The organism is Frankia sp. CcWB2 (genome assembly GCF_977927585.1).
Map to the genome: position 1 here is coordinate 1 of NZ_CDWRCM010000179.1, position 1417 is coordinate 1417.

The window sequence follows — 1417 nt, forward strand, 5'->3', positions numbered from 1 at the left end:
AGATCTACACCGTCTAGTTCGTCGGCAGCGTCAGGTGTGTATAAGAGACAGGTCCCGAGACGCTCAGCACCGAGGTGCTGCGTGAGTTCCGGGCCGGCCTCAGTGTCCTGGACGGCACCGACGACGCCGAGCGACTGGACCTGATCGGCGAGCTCGAGGCGCTCAAGGCGGCCGCGTGCGCGGCGCAGGCCCTGTCGCCCGCAGCTCCTGGAACAGGCCGACCAGGGTGTTCACGATGATCACGCCGCCGAACAGGGCGTCCTGGAATGGACCGACGATGACGACGAAGACCAGCAGAACGCCGATGATCGCGTTGATCCGGGTGAGGACGTTCGCACGGATGATGTCGCGCAGCGAACGGCTGGAGCGGGCCGGCACGTCGTTGACGCGGCCGTCGGCGACGCGTTCGGCGACCTCGGCGGCGGTCAGCCCGGCGGCGGATCGACCGGCGGCGGATCGACCGGCGGCGGATCGACCGGCGGCGGATCGACCGGTCGCGGCGGGGCCGGACCCGCCGACGGGCATGGACCCGTTGGCGGACGCGGGGGCGTCGATGGACGCGGGGTCGCCGACGGGCGCCAGGTCCCGGTCGTCGAACCGTCCCGGAGACAGCCGCGATCCCGCGGCCCCTCGCCGAATCATGGCGTCCTCCACGCTCCGTCGCGGTCGCTGCCGGAGGCTCGGCAGCGGAATCGGTATCGGTTTCCCGACCGACGTCGGGCGGGCCTCGGACTCGTTCGGATATGTCCCGCAGACACCTTCACCGTCTGCACACGCGGACCGCCGACCCTCACCGTAGTTGACGGGCGTAGGCACGTGGGTCGCGCCTGGGGCTCCCCGCCCGTTCAGCCCGGGGGGGCACCGGCGCCGGGGCTGAGGGCGCCCCCGGCCAGCAGGGAGAACAGCAGCAACCCCAGCCCCACGCGATACAGCACGAAGGGCGCGAAACTGCGCGTCGAAATGTACCGTAGGAACCACGCGATCGCGGCGTACCCGGTGGCGAACGCCACGAGCGTGGCGAGGATCGTCGGGCCCCAGGCGACGTCGGCATCCTTCCCACCGATGGAGCGCAGTTCGAAGACCCCGGACGCCAGCACCGCCGGCATCGCCAGCAGGAAAGAGTACCGGGCCGCGGCCTCGCGGGTGTAGCCGAGGAGCAGGCCCCCGCTGATCGTCGCACCGGACCGGGAGACGCCGGGGATCAGCGCGGCAGCCTGGGCGAGGCCATAGAAGAGCCCGTCACGCACCGACAAGTCCTCGAGCACTTTGCGCGGGCGGGGCGGCGAATGACGACCCTGCGGCCGCCCCTTCGAGGCGTACCAGTCCGCGCCGCCCAGGATCAGGCCAAGCACGATCAGCGTCGTGGCAATCAGCCGCAGGTCGCGGAACGGGCCCTCGATGGCGTCCTGCAGCGTCA

Annotated in this window: 1 protein-coding gene and 1 pseudogene; both read right to left on the minus strand. The window is 71.3% G+C overall.

The window, feature by feature from the left end:
- Positions 1-195: 195 nt before the first annotated feature.
- Positions 196-642 (minus strand): annotated as a pseudogene (locus ACY45C_RS16865) (hypothetical protein); the annotation flags it as partial.
- 203 nt (positions 643-845) lie between these two features.
- Positions 846-1417: undecaprenyl-diphosphate phosphatase (locus ACY45C_RS16870; protein WP_462188526.1), on the minus strand; the 572-nt coding region annotated here is incomplete at its 5' end.